Origin of the sequence: Mangrovibacterium lignilyticum, from assembly GCF_010882175.1 — a bacterium.
In the GTDB taxonomy this organism is placed as follows: Bacteria; Bacteroidota; Bacteroidia; order Bacteroidales; family Prolixibacteraceae; genus Mangrovibacterium; species Mangrovibacterium lignilyticum.
Window position 1 is genome coordinate 14,582 of the sequence record NZ_WKLH01000006.1, and the last position, 17,461, is coordinate 32,042.

Consider the following 17,461-nt stretch of genomic DNA (forward strand, 5'->3'; position numbering starts at 1 on the left):
ATTTGAATCAATTTAAAGAAAAAACTTTGATATATCAAAAATTAAAAAGCTAGTTTCGACATAAACCGTTTAAGATTTACAATTTTATAACCGTTTGGTTACAAAATCCACATATTAATACAGGCGGGAAAGCTTGAAAGTTACTCAACCACTACAAAAACATCTTCATTTTCTTTGCGCATCAAAAATTGTTCGCGTGCAAATTTCTCTAAATTCTTTTGGTTGGTCTGTAGTTCCTGAATCTTCGTTTGGTCGGCTTCAATCTTCTCTTCGAGGAACTCCTTCTGCTTAATTAGTTGTTGCAGTTTGGCTTTATTCTGAAAATGCTGCACCAAATTATGCTCGTTAATGAGGAGAATATAAATAAAAAAAAGCACGGAAGTAATCCCCCACTTTGTCAATAATTTTCCCCGAACCCATTTTGGCATCTTAATCATAGCAGCACAATTGTTATCTCGCAAAAATAGTGAGTCTGAGAACAAAAAAAAAGGAGATGCATAAAATCATCTCCTTCATATTGTAATAAATTTTGGGTCTTATTCTTTTTCCGCCAAAAAGCTCGGATACATATAATCTTTTGGAGAAACAAAAGTTTCCTTAACCGTACGAATAGAGGTCCAACGAATCATGTTGAATACTGAACCTGCTTTATCGTTTGTACCTGATCCGCGCGAACCGCCAAAAGGCTGTTGTCCAACGACTGCACCGGTTGGTTTATCGTTAATATAGAAGTTACCCGATGAGTTTTCAAGGAACTTGGTAATCTTTTCAATATTGTAACGATCCTGAGAAAATACAGCACCGGTCAGTGCGTAAATTGAAGTTTGATCCAATACCTTCAATGTTTCATCCATCTTCTCGTCTTCGTAAACATAGACAGTCAAAACAGGCCCGAATAATTCTTCAACCATGGTTTCATAATCCGGCTTTTTAGCCAAAATTACAGTTGGCTCGACATAATAACCGACCGATTTATCGCAGTTACCACCAAAAATAACTTCTGCGTCAGCGCTCTTCCTCGCACCGTCAATAAAAGAAGCCAATTTATCGAATGATTTTTCATCGATAACAGCATTCATAAAGTTGGTAAAATCTTCAACCGGCCCCATTTTAACGGTAGCCAACATTTTACCAAAACGTTCGCGAACATCTTCCCAAATACTTTCAGGAACATATACACGCGATGCGGCAGAACATTTTTGGCCCTGGTATTCAAATGCACCACGCAACATCCCCACAGCAAGAGCCTGTGGATCTGCCGTTGGATCGGCAAAAATGAAATCCTTACCTCCGGTTTCACCAACGATACGCGGATATGATTTATACTTATAAATATTTTCACCTATTGTTTTCCAAATACTTTGGAAGACAGCTGTTGATCCGGTGAAGTGAATTCCTGCAAATTCAGGATGACTGAAAATAATGTCTCCGGCAACCGGACCTGAAACGTAAACCAGGTTAATGACGCCAGCGGGCAAACCGGCTTCCTGTAAAATCTCCATAATTACTGCAGCAGAATAGATTGCGGTGTTTGAAGGCTTCCAAACAGCTACGTTCCCCATCATTGCTGGAGCACTCGGTAAGTTTCCGGCAATCGACGTAAAGTTGAAAGGAGTCAGGGCAAAAACAAAACCTTCCAATGGACGATATTCATTGTAATTCCAAATTCCGGCAGCTGATTCCGGTTGCATTTCATAAATATCAATCATACATTTTACACCGAAGCGGAAAAAGTCAGCCATTTCACAAGCCGCATCGATCTCTGCCTGGAAAGCATTTTTCGACTGCCCGAGCATTGTCGCAGCATTCATTTTGTCGCGATATGGTCCAACAAGCAAATCAGCGGCTTTCAGGAAAATTGCAGCACGATGCTGCCAAGCCATGTTCGCCCATTCTTTTTTTGCTTCCAATGCAGCATCAATAGCCATCTGCACGTGCGACGCATCACCTTCATAATAATACCCTAAGGTATGTTTATGATCGTGCGGTGGCGCAATCCGCTTGCGACGATCTGTTGTCACTTCTCTTCCTCCGATAATCATCGGAAGCTCCATCTCCTCTGACCTCAATTCGGCTAATTTAGCCTGTAAACTTTTTCTTTCGGGTGATCCCGGAGCATAACTCCTTACCGGCTCGTTTTTCGCTACCGGCACATTAAAGATTCCTTTTGGCATAGCTTTTTTTTATTATAATTATTATTGTATTTTTAAGTTGTTAAGCTTTGAATCACAAAACTAAACATTCAGTAAAACCTAATCCATAATAAAAATCAGCTTTCAAAAAATCTATGGATTATCTGCTACTGAAAATTATTAGGAATTAAAAATTATTATATTTAGGCGCATCTTTTAAGAGTATTCATGCTGAAACCGAAAATTCACTTAATCTCAAAGCTAATTTCTTTTAATTCGAGCGAAGAAAAACGAAGAATAATCGGCTTATACCTGGTTTATGTTTCGGGATTCTTTTTCGGTCTGTACAGTTTAATTACGGGGCTTTTAGGAAACCTTAATTACTCTTGCATTCCTGGAGATGTCTCGCTAATTGCTATGGCTATCATCGGTGTTTATTGCCTTCGCGGAAGCCGGATTAACGCTGCAATCAACAGTATTTTCCTGGTAATTTTTCCGATCTATTTTTATTTCATTTCGGCCGTCTACGCGATCATGCCCATTCACCTGACCATTCAGTTTACACTATGGTCAACCATATTAAGCTTACTGGTTTTGTTGTTTTTCAGCAATAACCGAATAAAGATCTCGATTTTCTTTCTCTTAAGTGTTATTGCTCTTTCGTTACACGTGCTTGAAGCAAATCGGTTCGACCAAATCTTATCATTCTACTGGAATTCAAACGAATTCGTCCTTAACCCTCTAATTGTTCTCGCAATCGCTTATTTTATTTGTTTCATCACTGCATGGAGCTTCGAATTAAACATGAGGGAACTTAGGGAGAAAACGGACAAAACAGAAAATCGCATAGAACAAACACTCAGAAAGTTGCAACAAGGTTTTTTACTTTTAAAAATCAACCGGGACGAGCGAGGATCTGCAGTTAATCTGGAAGTAAAAAGAGTAAACCTGGCTTTCGAAAACCTTTTTAAGATCAACTCGCGGGAGGTTCGAAATGTCGATGCAGATGTCATCTTTCCCAAGATTTTCAGAAACTCTTTCGACTGGAATAACTTCTTTTTATTCTCGAAAAAAAATAAAACGGAGTTCTTCATTGAGCACTTAAATAAATGGGTGGAATTAACAACTCTGTCGCCACAGAAAGACTATATCGCCTGTTTATTTCACGACATCAGCGCCAAGCAAAATACAATTGTCAGCTTAAAAGAGAGCAGGAAAAGATACAAGGTACTACTCGAAGCGATACCCGATCTTTTTTTCATTATCGATAAGGACGGTATTTATGTTGATTTTGTGATCAAAGACTCTGAGCTCATTCAAATTAATGCTGATGACATTATCGGCAACTCGATTTTCGAGGTTGGCTTTTCAGAAAAAATGTCCCGCAAGATTTTCCAATATATTCAGGATGCTATTCGATTTGACTCGATTGAAACAATTGAATACGCCCTCGAGGTTGAGAAAGGAACAGCCATGTTTGAAATGCGGATTGCCAAATTGGATGACAATTCGGTTATTTCGATCGCCCGGGATATCACAAAACGGAAAATGGCTGAAATCAGGCTGGAAGAAGCCAAGCAAAAAGCGGAAGAAGCCGACCAACTAAAATCAGCCTTCCTGGCCAATATCTCGCACGAAATACGAACGCCAATGAATGCGATTATTGGCTTTTCGCGAATGATTGGTTCGCCGGATTTTGACTTGGAGGAAAAGAACCGGTTTATTGACATCATCATTAGCAATGGTCGCCTGCTTATGGAAATGATTAACGATATGATCAGCATTTCCAAAATTGAAAGCAAGCAGGTGGTTGTTCACAAAGGTTTTTGCAAAATAAACGATCTGTTGGTCGACCTTTACCGGGAATACAGCATTGAAGTCAGCAACAAACCTGTTCGGCTGAAATTGAGCAATGAAAATGCCAATCCCAAATTTGGTGTTTCGACTGACCGCTACTTGCTGGGAGAGATTCTGAAAAAACTGATTGACAATGCTATTAAATTCACCCACGAAGGTGAGATTGAATTTGGCTATCAAATGCTTGGGAAAGAACGTCTGAAATTTTTTATTCGCGATACCGGCATTGGAATTGACAAACAAAACCTGGAACGAATCTTCGACCGCTTCCATCAAATTGACAATACAAAATCGAGAAAGTACGAGGGTACCGGATTAGGACTTGCCATTGCCCAACATTATGCCATTGTTTTGGGTGGAAAAATTGAAGTGCAGTCGGAAGTCGACAAAGGTTCAACCTTTGCATTCAGCATCCCGTTTGAAAACGGCGATGGGATGTTGAAAGTCGTCCGCTAGTTCAAGCTCGTTAATTCCTGAAAACCAACCAACTGATCATATCGACCGGATTGCCTTTTGTAATAGACAAAAATCTGGTAATCATTTTCCGTTTCATAAAAGCTTCCTTCTAAAACAGATTCTTCGGCTTTCCGCTCACCTTCAGGAACATAAACATATTGATAATTGTAATATCCTTGCTTCAGCAAAAGCGCCAGTTCATATTCCTTTGTTTCTGCATTCCAGGTCATTTCATTACTCGCATTGGTCGCCCTGTCAGTCAGTGCGCCAAAAACATGTACTGAGCCGCCAACCAATGGCACAGGAACCGCCAGCGTAAAATGGACGAAGCCATAATCGCACTCCGTATCCGGATCCTGAATGCGATCCTGACTTTCAACCGTATAATTGCCATTCATTTCACGGTAAAAGAAATACTTTTTGTTCGACCGAATTTGATCTGTCAGCAGAGTCACGTGGTAGTATGGCTGGTACTGCTCGACAGCCGCAACGTTTTCGCCATTGTACTCCCACGAACGAATGTCGAAATAGCGATACTCATTTCCACCGGCGAACACATTTTCCTTGTCATAATCATAGACCAATTCGTTCTTCCGTACAAACAGTGGTTTTAAGCCCCGAATTGCATTGTCCGACCGGCGGTTTTTCATCACAACAATTTTAACTTCCTGAAAAGGATCGTCCAGTTTAAGTTGCCCGGGAAATATGCTGAAATCAACTTCCTGATTATCCCCCTTATAGGGATCAAAAGTCGCCCGCTTTACCGTTCCCGAAACTTCTACTTTAGTTTCCAAAACGTAGAACCGACGTGTTAAAATAACTTTGTCGCGATCGTTTCCTTCATACACAATCAAAACATAATTACCCGAATACCTGAGTTCCACCCGATCATTCGGAATCAGCAACTGGTAATTGGTGTACTTCATGGTTGTATTGAAGCTCAGCGCATAATCTTCAAGTGGATTTTCAAAAAACCCGCCCAAATATTCACTCTGAATAAGGAACGATTCGTGCCAGTCGGCATCACATTGCAAAATAGTGTAGCTATAGCTTTTCGTGTCACCCGATAGATCATCAAATTTCAACAGTAGCTGGTCATCGTTTCCCAGCTTCAAAATCGGCATCGAAAGCTGATCTCCTTTCTGGAACAATTGAACTGACTTAATTTCGGAATTAAAAACAGCATCCTCAAAAGTGGGCTCTTGCCCCGATTGTGCCCAAGAATTTAATGATAAAATAATGCTTCCAAAAAGAAGTGTCAAAGCGCGAAAAAGTTGCTTTATCGATCTAAAACCAGCCATATTCGAAGTCTTTTTGATGAGTTTAACCTACTGAAGTAAAAAACAGTTCAGCAAGATTGTATATCGTGTTAATCAATTGATTGATCCATTTGAAGTTTATAAACAAAGATTGTGAAAAGTTTTTAATAATAATTACTTTTGCTACCCTTAAAAATCTAAAACAACAAGGGATTACAATGTCAAAGCATTTTAAACTAAAACGCGGATTGGATATCCGGTTGAAAGGTGCTGCCGAGGCCGTTCTCGAGAACGCTCCTGCTCCGACGACCGTGGCCCTTAAGCCAATCGATTTTCCAGGCTTAACTCCAAAATTAAGTGTGAAGGCTGAGGCCCAGGTAAAAGCTGGTGATGCCCTGTTTTTCGACAAATACAATCCTGAAATTTTCTTCACTTCCCCTGTTAGTGGAACAGTAAAAGCTGTTAACCGCGGGGAGCGTCGTAAAATTCTGGAGGTTGTTGTTGAAGCAGACGGTAAAAATGAATTCGCTTCATTTACCAAAGCTGACCCCCTGAAACTTAATCGGGACCAAATTACCGGGCAACTGCTAACCAGTGGCCTTTGGCCATTCTTCAAACAACGTCCTTACGGAACGTTAGCTAAACCAAGTGATCAACCAAAAAATATCTTCATTTCGGGGTTCGACTCAAGTCCTTTGGCTCCTGATTTTGAATTTATTTTTAAAAACGACATTGCTGCCATTCAAACCGGGATCAATGCATTGAGCAAATTAACTGACGGCAAAGTTTATCTGGGTTTGTCAGACAAAACTGCCAATAGCATTTTCAGTGGTTTGAAAAATGTGGAAGTAAATACCTTCAGCGGGCCTCACCCGGCTGGCAACGTTGGTATTCAAATCCACAAAGTAGGTCCGATCAATAAAGGCGAACTTGTTTGGACGATCTCCATTCAGGCGGTTGCATACATCGGCCGTTTATTTGAAACCGGAAAACTCGATTTAAGCAAAACAATTGCTTTAGCCGGTTCTGAGGTTAAAGCGCCAAAATATCTCAAAACTATCCATGGTGCCGAAATCGGTTCATTGGTAAAGGGTAAAACCAAACAGGAAGGTACAGAACGCATCATCAGCGGTAATGTATTAACCGGACGTAAAGTCGAAGCAGATGATTACCTGGGCTATTTTGCACAGCAAATCACTGTTATTCCTGAAGGTGACCATTACGAATTTATGGGATGGGCCGAACCCGGTTTTGGGAAATACTCTGCATCAAAAGCATTCTTCTCCAGTTTATTCCCGAAAAAAGAATATGTGCTGGATGCCAATATGAACGGTGGCGAACGCGCCTTTGTATTGTCCGGACAATACGAGAAATTCCTGCCGATGGACATTTTGCCTGTATATCTGATTAAAGCAATCATGGCAAACGACATCGACAAGATGGAACAACTTGGTATTTATGAAGTGGTAGAAGAAGATCTAGCGCTGTGTGAATATGCCTGTACTTCGAAAATCAAAGTTCAGGAAATTTTACGCGAAGGTCTGGATACCATGGTTAAAGAAGTGGGATAAACGATTGCTTTAAAAAAGAAATTCAATGAAAGCGATAAGAAATTTTTTCGAAAAAACGAAGCCTCATGTTCAGAAAGGCGCCAAATATCATTGGCTGCATTCGACACATGATGCGGTTTTCACGCTATTTTTCGTACAGAAGAATACGTCTAAATCGGGAACTCATATTCACGATTTTATCGATCTGAAAAGAACCATGGGAATTGTTGTTCTCGCGTTGGTTCCTGCACTGCTTTTCGGCATGTACAATGTAGGTTACCAACATTTTGGTGCCCTTGGTGAGTTGGGAACAGCTGGCCTTATGGACATGTTCCTTTTTGGTCTGCTAAAAGTATTACCGATCATCATTGTTTCTTATGGTGTTGGTTTGGGTATCGAATTTATTTTCGCCCAATTCCGCGGCCACGAGGTGAATGAAGGATTCCTGGTATCGGGTCTGTTGATCCCGATGGTAATGCCCGTAAATACGCCTTTATGGATGATTGCAATTGCGGTTGCCTTTGCAGTAATCTTTGGTAAAGAGGTCTTCGGTGGTACCGGAATGAACATCTGGAATCCGGCACTTATAGCACGTGCGTTCCTGTTCTTTGCATATCCGGGACAAATGTCCGGTGATTCAGTTTGGATCTCAGCATCAGGAGTCGACAAAATGGTTGACGGGTTTACCGGTGCTACACCAATGGCATTGGCTGCAGCCGGCCATACCGATGCACTTAACACCTGGCATGCATTTGTTGGTTTAATTCCCGGATCAATCGGTGAGACCTCAACAATTGCCATTCTGATTGGTGCTTTGGTACTGATTGTAACTGGAATCGGAAGCTGGAGAATTATGCTATCGACTGTCTTAGGTGGGTTATTCATGGGTATCCTTTTGAATATCTTCGCTGGTGACAATACATACATGGCGCTGCCTTTCTACGATCACCTGATCATTGGTGGTTTTGCATTTGGTGCTGTATTTATGGCTACCGATCCTGTATCGGGTTCACAAACTGTAAAAGGAAAATGGATTTACGGATTCCTGATTGGTGTGCTCGCTATCCTGATTCGTGTCGTAAACCCGGCTTACCCGGAAGGCGTGATGTTAGCCATTCTATTGATGAACACCTTTGCACCTCTGATTGACCACTATGTTGTGGAAAGCAACATCAAACGGCGGTTGAAACGGGCAAAAGCAACTATTTAACCTACAAAGACTACGACAAATGGACAGGAATAGTAATGTTTATACATTTATATATGCCTCAGCAATGGTTATTTTGGTAGCTGCAGTTCTTTCAATTGCTGCTTTCAACCTAAAACCATTTCAAGCTAAGAATATTGAAATTGAGAAAAAGCAAAACATTCTCGCTTCTGTTAACATTGCGGCAAATGCCACAAATGCAGAACAGATCTACAACGAGAAAATTGTAAACTCTTATGTTGTCAACGCGAAAGGCGAACAAGTTGATGGAAACGCCTTTACTGTTGATATGAAAAAAGAACGTGCCAAGAAAGTTGAAGATCGTGCTTTACCGGTTTTCGAATGCGAAATCGACGGAAACATTAAATATATTTTACCACTGTACGGTGCCGGACTGTGGGGGCCAATTTGGGGATATATTTCATTGGATAGCGACATGAATACCATTTACGGTGCAACTTTCGACCACCAGGGGGAAACTCCCGGATTAGGTGCTGAAATTGCAACGAAAGCTTTTCAAGAGCAATTCAAAGGCAAAACGATCTTTGATAACGACGGTAAATTATACTCAATCATTGTTGCGAAATCAAACGAAACAGCTCCTGCAGAACACAAAGTAGATGCTATTTCGGGTGGTACAATTACCTCTAAAGGTTTGCAGTCGATGGTTGAAGAAGATCTGAACGCGTACAAAGCATTTTTCAACCAGAAAAAATAGAAGAAGATGAGCGAGAAAGAAGCATTATTTTCAAAGAAAAACCTGGGACTTTTAAGTAACCCGCTAAACAGCGACAACCCGATTACCGTTCAGGTTTTGGGTATTTGTTCGGCCTTGGCGGTAACTGCCCAGTTAAAACCGGCGATTGTTATGGCGATAGCTGTAACTGCAGTAGTCGCTTTTGCCAACGTGATTATTTCACTTTTGCGCAACACCATCCCTAACCGGATTCGGATCATCGTTCAGCTGGTTGTCATTGCAGCTTTGGTAATCCTGGTAGACCAGGTACTGAAAGCCTTTGTGTACGACGTGAGCAAGCAATTATCAGTATTTGTGGGTTTGATTATTACCAACTGTATCCTAATGGGACGTTTGGAGGCTTTCGCTTTGGGTAACAAGCCATGGCCTTCTCTACTCGATGGTATTGGTAACGGTGCCGGATATGGAGCAATCCTTGTTATTATTGGTTTCTTCCGCGAATTACTAGGGTCAGGAAGTTTGTTTGGATACAAATTAATTCCTGAAAGCTGGTACATCGCCAATGGTGGTTTCTACTCTAACAATGGGATGATGATTTTGCCTCCAATGGCCCTGATTACCGTAGGTGTAATCATCTGGGTACAGCGCAGCAAAAACCGGAAATTAATTGAAGACTAATCTGGAAATCAAACATTCATTACGATATGGAAAATCTGATTAATTTATTTGTCAAATCGATCTTCATTGAAAACATGGTATTCGCATACTTCCTGGGTATGTGTTCTTACTTGGCTGTTTCAAAATCAGTGAAGACCGCTACCGGTTTGGGTGCTGCCGTAATCTTCGTGTTAGCAATCACACTTCCGGTTAACTACTTGCTTGAAAACTACATCCTGAAAGAAGGCGCCATGGCTTGGTTAGGACCTCAATTTGCTGATGTTGACCTAAGCTTTTTATCTTTTATCATGTTCATCGCTGTTATCGCGTCAATGGTACAGTTGGTTGAGATGATTGTTGAGAAATTTGCGCCGGTTCTATACACTCAGTTAGGTATCTTCCTCCCGTTGATTGCCGTCAACTGCGCCATCCTCGGGGGATCACTCTTTATGCAGCAAAAAGCCTTTAACAACATCGCCGAAGCAACAACATACGGGTTAGGATCCGGTATTGGTTGGTTCTTAGCGATCGTAGGTATTGCTGCAATCCGCGAAAAAATTAAATATTCTCAGGTTCCTGCACCCCTGCGTGGATTAGGTATCACGTTTATCGTGACCGGATTGATGGGGTTGGCGTTCATGGGATTCATGGGAATTAAACTATAAACGACTAAAATTGAGTACTATGATATTGTTAGCATCTCAATCAACAGTTGTCCTGACCAGCGTAATCATCTTCTTGTTGGTGATTATTCTGTTAGTTGGAATCCTGTTGTTTGTTAAAAAGAAATTAACCCCATCCGGATCCGTTAAGATTAATATCAACGACGGTTACATGGAAATGGAGACTGAGCCGGGCAGCACATTGCTGTCAACGCTTAGCAACAATAAAGTAATCCTGCCATCGGCTTGTGGTGGTGGTGGTACTTGTGGGATGTGCCGTTGCCAGGTTACTGGAGGAGGTGGATCTATTCTGCCTACTGAAACCGGATTCTTTACCAGAAAAGAACAAGCCGACAATTGGCGCTTGGGCTGCCAGGTAAAGGTGAAAGAAAACATGGACGTTCACATTCACCAGGAAGTTCTTGGAGTGAAAAAATGGGAATGCGAAGTGGTTTCAAACAGCAACGTGGCTACCTATATTAAAGAGTTCGTGGTGAAATTGCCGGAAGGCGAAACACTGGACTTCAAATCGGGTGGTTACATTCAGATTGATGTTCCTAAAATCGATGTTGACTTCAAAGACATGGAGGTCGATGACGAATTTCGCCCTGAGTGGGAACAATATGGTTTGTTTGACCTGAAAATGAAAAACCCGGAGCCAACATTCCGTGCTTATTCAATGGCCAACCACCCTGCTGAAGGAAACATCGTGATGCTGAACATTCGTATTGCAACTCCTCCTTTCGACCGTGTTAACGGTGGTTTCACGAAAGTAAATCCAGGAGTTTGTTCTTCATTTATTTTCTCTCGCAAACCAGGTGATAAAGTAACCATCTCAGGTCCTTTCGGTGAATTCTTCCTGAAAGATAACGACAGCGAAATGATGTTTATTGGTGGTGGAGCCGGTATGGCGCCTATGCGCTCTCACTTGTTCCATTTATTTCACACCGTGAAAGAAACCAAGAAAAACGTGACTTTCTGGTATGGAGCACGTTCATGGAGAGAAGTATTCTACTACGAACAGTTCAAAGAGATTGAGGAAAAATTCCCTAATTTCAAATTCTACCTGGCTCTTGACCGTCAAGACCCGGAAGCTGATAAATTGGACATTAAATACAAAACAGGCTTTGTACACAACGTCATTTACGACAACTACCTGAGACAACATGAAGAGCCGGAAGAAATCGACTTCTACATGTGTGGTCCTCCGATGATGAACGCAGCAGTACAAAAAATGCTTTACGACCTGGGCGTTCCTGACGAAAACGTTCTGTTCGACGACTTCGGAAGCTAATCCCTTATCCGATATATATGAAGAGCTGTTCCATTGGAGCAGCTCTTTTTTTGTCTACTCTCGTCTACTAATTTAGATTAAATAACAATAAAATCCTTTTAGTAGGGTTGATCACTTTCTTGCAGGATATATAGGTAAACGAAATACCGCAAGATGATCAAAAAGTCGATTCTTAAATCCCTCATGCTGCTCTTCCTTTTGATGTTGGTTCAACAATCAAAGGCTTGTGAGGTGGAGATCAAAATACTCGGAGAGCAACAGGTCGAATTATACAAGCCTGGTGAAATTATTATTGTAGAAGTAACAATCGTCAATACACATCGCGATTGCAGTGAACCCATCGACCATACTAAAATACTAACCGAAGGATGTAAAGTAACTGCTGCCACCCCATGGAAAGAAATAAAAGCCTGCACCTATGTCCGAAAATTGAAAATACAGATATCTGCTGATGGTGGTACCCAGCTACAGTTAGTTTGCAAAAGGAGCTGCGATAAAGACGGCGGCTTCGGCAAGTTAATCTTAGCAAAAAAATCCTGATTATGGCTTCCTTCTACCAACTATGCCATATTCCGGTTGTTCTCATCGGATCACTAACCAATGAATTTCTAAATTCAGGATCATCGCTCTGTGGTGCTTGTAGCGAATGCGCTCCAACCGGCAATACAGAACCATTTTTGCCTTTTGCTGAATTCCCCTTCTTCTTAATAGTCGTCGCTACCGCTTCCCTACTTCTTTTCAAGAAAAAAATCCTTGCGCGATTTTTATGGGCTATGGGCGTAACAATCTTTATCGGTCTGTCAATCTGTTTAACCAATAATCAGCAAACCGCACAGGAGCCCTTTCCTGTGTTAGCATTGGCCGCCCAAAACAATGAAGCTTTAGCAGAAACCGAATCAATAACTGAAGTTGAAAATGGTGATTTTACTGATGACGAGTTTGCCGCAGTAAATGAATTCGACGAATTTGTGAGCGTCGACAATTCGGAATTTGGATCAATTGAGGAATTTGAATCGAATCAACAGCAACTGAATTCAACAGCGGATACAAAAGCTTTGATTCGTGTGGCAATAGCCCTGCTGCTTACAATAATCTCTGGCATTGCAGTCCGCTTTCAACAAGGTCTAAAATATCGATGGTTTATTTTACTTGGTTCACTCGTATATCTGGGGTTCTACAGCTCAGGGTGTCCCTGTATGATTTCAAGCTTTCAGAACCTGATTTTATTACTGCTTGGAGTACCGATCGTATGGACGACAACTATTTGGATTCTGGGGCTGATTGTGCTGACTTATTTCTTCGGAAAAGTTTGGTGTGGCTGGGTCTGCCACCTGGGCGCATTTCAGGAATTTCTGTACAAACCGACTAAACTTACGTTCTTAAAATCGTCCAAAAGCCAAAAATTTCTACGAATACTCCAGTACGTCTGTCTTTGTATCTTAATAATACAACTTCTCGTCACCAAGACAAACCTTTTTATAAAAATTGATCCGTTTAAAGTAGCGTTTAACCTGCTTTCTGTAAATACAACCGGCTATGTGCTACTGGCAATACTACTGATCAGCTCTCTACTCTCCTATCGTCCGTTTTGCAGGGGATTCTGTCCGATCGGATTAATTCTGGGCTGGGTGACAAGGATCCCCGGAGCATCAAAACTTCAAATTAGCTCAAGTTGTAAAAGCTGTGCAAAATGTGAGAAGCAATGCGACTCTCAAGCCATTAATCAATCGGCAAATGGTTTTTCTATTCAACAAGAGAGCTGTATTCTCTGCGGCGAATGTATGGACGAGTGTCGCTTCCAATCCATCGGGTTTACCCACAAACAAACCAATTAAACAATGAGAACGGTAAAAACAAAATATCTGAAAAGATTGACCATCGCAGGGCTAACGCTGCTATGCATTGGCAACAAAGAGGCAAATGCCCAGTGGGAGTGTTGCAGCCATCTTTCAGCCAACATCAAGCCGCTTTACGAAGGATCAGCACTATGCTGGGGAGCCGAAGTGGCGGGCAGTGGCGGTTACCTTACCGACAGCTACATCGCCAATAGCATGGGTTTTCTGGGGCTTGAACTTTCATCTAATCATTTTCAATTCTACGCTGAAGGCGGTATAAAGTATTGGTACAAAAATGACAGGGAACTTGGGAACACGTTTAGCTCGAACAGATTCGGATTGCGCGATCTGTCAGCAAATTATTTTAGCAATAATTTTTCCATCCACTTGGGTTTACAACAAATAAAAACCGACGACTTTTTCCTGGTGAACGAGCGCGGGACAGGGCTGACCCTCCAATACAACCAAAATAACAGCAATGTTCAACTGGCAGCTGGAACGGTAACAAAAGACTTTTCGAGAAACGGAATCTTTTGCACCACAGCATACATTTACGATCTGATACCAGTTAGAACTATGCCCGCCGGAAATAGCTGGGGTGACACCAACTTTGCAAGCTTCTCCTTTCTTAGAACGATCAACCATAAAAAGCAATCGACAGCTGACCCGGCATTCGACGAATTTCAGGAGTTTAGCCCAATTGAGGAAAATTCCACAAATACCTCCTTCGGAGTGGAGTCCTACGGGGTTACTTTGTATTCGGAATTTGGAAGTTATTACGACCACCAGAGTTGGTATGCCGCGATACACACAACCATAAACCTCGGACATATCGCCAACTTGAGAGCAGAATCCGCTTACCAAGGCGTTACTGATAACCAATCGCTATTACTGTATTTGCAACTTGAGAAAGACCTAGCATGGTCAATCAATCAAAGTTCAACGATCCAGTTGCTATATCTCGGCCAGTTCGAAATTGATGAGAACGCTCAAGTTCTACCTCGCTTTTCAAACCTATTTTTAGGCGAAGTATTCAGAATGGATTTGGTGGATCTACCGCTATTTAACGCTTCACTAAAACATCAATTTTCAGCAAGTCAACTTAGCCTGAAATTACAATATACCCGGCAAATGAAAGGCTCGAACATGCGAGAGCTCGATTTTTCCATCGGCAAGTTTTTCCTAAAAAAACATCTTCGACTAACTGCACTGAGCGGCATTATGAACTCCGATGAGCTAACAGAGCAAGCGACATTAGGCCGACTCGAAATGCGTATTTTCTTTTAAACCACTACCCATGAAAACAAATACAAGAAGAAAATTTATCCAGCAATCCCTGCTGCTCGTTGGAACAGCTGCTTTAGGGGCCCGATTTCTAAGTTCGTGCGATGGAAGTTTCTACAAAGGCCTGCGTGTTGTAACTTCTGATTGCACATCCTGCGGAGACTGTCTGGATGTATGTGCGTACAATGCCATCAGCCTGGAAGAGGCTTCCTACTCTATCGATACGTTCCTTTGCACCGAATGTAAAGCCTGTGTTCCCGTCTGCTCAGTCGAGGCGATCAGCATTCCCGGAGTTACATACTCGATCAGCTCCGGCAATTGCACAGCCTGCGAGAAATGTGAAGATGCCTGCCCCGAAAATGCCATCACGATCGATGTTTCAACGTCTGAAAGCAGCTATTCAATTTCCAGCAGCGGATGTGTCGGTTGCGGCGATTGCGTTACGGCCTGTATCAATGAAGGTAATGCCATCAGCTATGTTCGATCTGTTTATTCAGTAGGGAATAACTGCCACGGTTGCGTCCAGCGCTGTTCCTCCGCATGCAGCTACGGAGCAATTTCTAAAGTCAACGGAAAATCCTCAATCAACACATCCAAGTGTACCAAATGTGGAAAGTGTCTTTCTGCCTGCCCCCACAATGCTATTTCCAAAGCTTACGTCACAATTAACTCATCGACTTGTACAAACTGTGGCAGCTGTTATTCGGCTTGTACCCACAACGCTGTAAATAAAAGTACCACTGGCAGTACAAGCCGGATTACAACAATCGACCAAACGCATTGCACCCAGTGTGGAGATTGTTACGCTGTTTGCCAGGAAGATGCCATTATCGTTAGTTCAAGCGATGTCAGCGAACCAACAATCGACGAGGAGTTGTGCACCAGTTGCGGTGACTGTATAACGGCGTGCAGCTCTGCAAATGCAATTATTGTTGATGGCTCGCCCGCCAGCATTGATCAGGAGAACTGTATGCTCTGCGAAAAATGTATCACTACCTGTACATATGATGCCATCGTTTATATACCCGAATAAATGCCGACAAAAAGCAAACATATTGCCACCGTGCTGGCGCTGCTAATATTTATGGCCGGAGCTGTTTTAGGAGGCTCATTGACCGCCAACCCTATCGTCTACAAGTTTCAAATCATAAAAGGTGGAAAAGCTTGTTATACGAACGGTGATAGTCTGCTTATCGCTGTTACCGCAAAACAGAAAGGAAACAGCTGCCTGGACGGAGTTGAAAAAACCCGCCTTTTCTATAAAGGTTTCAAATTGGTCCATCAACAGAGCTGGGCAGACAACAACTGTGGTGTTTGGACAAAAATAGTACAACTCATCGTCACAGGTGCCGAAAATAAGAAGGCCTGCATAACTGCTTTCAGACAAACAGATTCAGGGACGATAGCAGAAACATTCACACTAAATACCGATTCAAAATGAGCTTTTTAAATACAAATGGATTGACGGTTCAAAAGCCGGGAAAAATCAACTTCTACAAAGTAACAGTTTGGTTGGTTCTACTCCTTCTTCTGACAGACACCGTCTATTCGAGCTGGTACGGGATTCATTACCATACCCGCGAAAAATGTATCATATATCGCTTTCTTCCGTCCTGGCTGTTCATGATCAATGAATATCTGGTAGAATTGTTTTTGATTGTGGTAGCAGGGAGCTTCGCTGGAACAATTGTAGAAAAGTATTTTTCAAAATACAGGAGATTTCTACCACAAAATCAGCTTTCTGCATTCCTGTACGCCTCTGTCATTCCGGTTTGCTCATGCAGTGCCATCCCCCTGATCGAAACGATGAAATCGCGTCTTCCATTGCGTACCATCATAACTTTTGTAATGGCTGCGCCATTGCTAAACCCCTACATTCTGTTTCTCTCCTGGTCGATATTGGGTGTTTGGTATACCGCCCTTAGAATTGCTGGTTCTTTCCTCATCGCGATAATTACCGGATGGGCCGTTGAAATTGCATACCATAAAATGAGAAAGCCGGAAATTGGCATTTATAAAAGCTGCAAGCCATCAACGTGCTCGGTCACTGCGGGGAAAGATGTTTATCAAAAAACCTGGCAATTAGTGGGCAAAATAGCACCCTTCATTTTAATTGCCGGCATACTGGGATTGACCTTTGAACTACTCGAACCACTAAAACTGATTGACAATTTATCATTACACAATAATTTTCTTAGCCTCATCGTTATCACCGCCATCGGTACTGCTATCTATTTATGCAACGGTGCTGATATTCTGTTTTTGGCCCCATTGCTTCAATACACCGATTTGGGAGCTGGCGGAGCAATCGCTTTTTCACTCAGTTCAACAGCCGTCTGCGCAAGTTCCATTATTATGTTATCACGGTTCATCGGAAAGCGACTCACATCAATCCTAGTCCTGACCACCATCCTAATTATCTTGATCTTTAGCTTCACAATCAACCTGTTTTCCTAACAGACCTGCAATAAAACTCCTGATTTTTGCGATATTAAGAAATATTAATAAGCTAAACTTAAGCGAATTAGAAATGATTTATTAAGTTTGTTGCAGTTGAAATAGTATGACAAG

At 41.9% G+C, this 17,461-nt stretch carries 16 protein-coding genes; 13 read left to right on the plus strand and 3 right to left on the minus strand.

All coding sequences use genetic code 11. From position 1 onward, the window contains the following. Positions 1–140: 140 nt before the first annotated feature. Both GJV22_RS20155 and pruA read right to left on the minus strand, forming a co-directional pair. Positions 141–437 carry an FtsB family cell division protein gene (locus GJV22_RS20155; RefSeq protein WP_163718053.1) on the minus strand — a complete coding sequence of 99 codons (297 nt, stop codon included), beginning with the start codon at positions 435–437 and terminating at the stop codon, positions 141–143. A 99-nt stretch (positions 438–536) separates the two neighbouring features. Then, positions 537–2,174: an L-glutamate gamma-semialdehyde dehydrogenase gene (pruA, locus tag GJV22_RS20160; RefSeq protein WP_163718055.1), complete on the minus strand. Its 1,638-nt coding sequence runs from the start codon at positions 2,172–2,174 to the stop codon at positions 537–539. Between the two features lie 186 nt (positions 2,175–2,360). Here pruA and GJV22_RS20165 point away from each other — a divergent pair, with 186 nt between their 5' ends. Further along, positions 2,361–4,445: a sensor histidine kinase gene (locus tag GJV22_RS20165; RefSeq protein ID WP_163718057.1), complete on the plus strand. Its 2,085-nt coding sequence runs from the start codon at positions 2,361–2,363 to the stop codon at positions 4,443–4,445. Here GJV22_RS20165 and GJV22_RS20170 read toward each other — a convergent pair. After that, positions 4,442–5,746 (minus strand): type IX secretion system plug protein, encoded by a 1,305-nt coding sequence (locus tag GJV22_RS20170; protein WP_163718060.1) that lies wholly within the window; start codon positions 5,744–5,746, stop codon positions 4,442–4,444. The genes GJV22_RS20165 and GJV22_RS20170 overlap by 4 nt on opposite strands. A gap of 176 nt (positions 5,747–5,922) precedes the next feature. Here GJV22_RS20170 and GJV22_RS20175 point away from each other — a divergent pair, with 176 nt between their 5' ends. From GJV22_RS20175 to GJV22_RS20230, 12 genes are all read left to right on the plus strand, one after another. Further along, the gene (locus tag GJV22_RS20175) at positions 5,923–7,275 is read left to right on the plus strand and encodes a Na(+)-translocating NADH-quinone reductase subunit A (RefSeq protein ID WP_163718062.1); all 1,353 of its coding nucleotides are present in this window, start codon (positions 5,923–5,925) and stop codon (positions 7,273–7,275) included. 25 nt (positions 7,276–7,300) lie between these two features. Then, positions 7,301–8,464 carry an NADH:ubiquinone reductase (Na(+)-transporting) subunit B gene (locus GJV22_RS20180; protein WP_163718064.1) on the plus strand — a complete coding sequence of 388 codons (1,164 nt, stop codon included), beginning with the start codon at positions 7,301–7,303 and terminating at the stop codon, positions 8,462–8,464. 19 nt (positions 8,465–8,483) lie between these two features. Continuing rightward, positions 8,484–9,179 (plus strand): NADH:ubiquinone reductase (Na(+)-transporting) subunit C, encoded by a 696-nt coding sequence (gene nqrC / locus GJV22_RS20185; protein WP_163718066.1) that lies wholly within the window; start codon positions 8,484–8,486, stop codon positions 9,177–9,179. 6 nt (positions 9,180–9,185) lie between these two features. Then, positions 9,186–9,836: an NADH:ubiquinone reductase (Na(+)-transporting) subunit D gene (locus GJV22_RS20190; protein ID WP_163718067.1), complete on the plus strand. Its 651-nt coding sequence runs from the start codon at positions 9,186–9,188 to the stop codon at positions 9,834–9,836. A gap of 26 nt (positions 9,837–9,862) precedes the next feature. After that, the gene (gene nqrE, locus GJV22_RS20195; RefSeq protein ID WP_163718069.1) at positions 9,863–10,480 is read left to right on the plus strand and encodes an NADH:ubiquinone reductase (Na(+)-transporting) subunit E; all 618 of its coding nucleotides are present in this window, start codon (positions 9,863–9,865) and stop codon (positions 10,478–10,480) included. 19 nt (positions 10,481–10,499) lie between these two features. After that, complete coding sequence (gene nqrF / locus GJV22_RS20200; protein ID WP_163718071.1) at positions 10,500–11,771, plus strand: NADH:ubiquinone reductase (Na(+)-transporting) subunit F; 1,272 nt, start codon at positions 10,500–10,502, stop codon at positions 11,769–11,771. A 153-nt stretch (positions 11,772–11,924) separates the two neighbouring features. Then, positions 11,925–12,311, plus strand: coding sequence for a hypothetical protein (locus GJV22_RS20205; RefSeq protein WP_163718073.1), 387 nt, complete (start codon positions 11,925–11,927; stop codon positions 12,309–12,311). A gap of 2 nt (positions 12,312–12,313) precedes the next feature. Then, entirely contained in the window at positions 12,314–13,606 is a 1,293-nt protein-coding gene (locus tag GJV22_RS20210; protein ID WP_163718075.1) for a 4Fe-4S binding protein, read from the plus strand. A 3-nt stretch (positions 13,607–13,609) separates the two neighbouring features. Next, entirely contained in the window at positions 13,610–14,893 is a 1,284-nt protein-coding gene (locus GJV22_RS20215; RefSeq protein WP_163718077.1) for a hypothetical protein, read from the plus strand. A 10-nt stretch (positions 14,894–14,903) separates the two neighbouring features. Beyond that, positions 14,904–15,923, plus strand: a complete 1,020-nt coding sequence (locus GJV22_RS20220; RefSeq protein ID WP_163718079.1) for a 4Fe-4S binding protein — start codon at positions 14,904–14,906, stop codon at positions 15,921–15,923. After that, positions 15,924–16,331, plus strand: coding sequence for a hypothetical protein (locus GJV22_RS20225; protein WP_163718081.1), 408 nt, complete (start codon positions 15,924–15,926; stop codon positions 16,329–16,331). It abuts the gene before it with no gap. After that, the gene (locus GJV22_RS20230) at positions 16,328–17,347 is read left to right on the plus strand and encodes a permease (protein WP_163718083.1); all 1,020 of its coding nucleotides are present in this window, start codon (positions 16,328–16,330) and stop codon (positions 17,345–17,347) included. Before GJV22_RS20225 ends, GJV22_RS20230 begins: the two co-directional genes overlap by 4 nt. Positions 17,348–17,461 lie beyond the last annotated feature (114 nt).